The 244-nt window shown below is 57.8% G+C and carries 1 protein-coding gene; it reads right to left on the bottom strand.

The window, feature by feature from the left end; translation table 11 throughout:
* Positions 1-244 (bottom strand): GntR family transcriptional regulator (locus SB816_RS34245; RefSeq protein ID WP_410548530.1); only part of this gene is annotated, 244 nt, incomplete at both ends.

The following is a 244-nucleotide window of genomic DNA, read 5'->3' as shown; positions in this document are numbered from 1 at the left end:
CATGTCTTTCACGGAAAGGGCCGAAATGCGAACTCCCTTTCGAGGGCGTACTTCCAGCAGCCCTTGCTGCGCGAGCATCAACGTGGCTTCCCGAACCGGAGTGCGCGACATGCCCAGTCGCTCGGCGAGCTCACTTTCCAAGTGATCGGTCCCGGCCGCTAACTCGCCGCTGAATATCAGAGAGCGGATGCTATCAACGGCATGGGTTGTCGTGGATTTCTGTTTTGCGGCCTCAATTGTCATC

The sequence above is a fragment of the Achromobacter sp. SIMBA_011 genome (assembly GCF_046535435.1).
Taxonomy (GTDB): Bacteria; Pseudomonadota; Gammaproteobacteria; order Burkholderiales; family Burkholderiaceae_B; genus Achromobacter; species Achromobacter dolens.
This window is presented reverse-complemented; position numbering and strand designations above follow the sequence as displayed.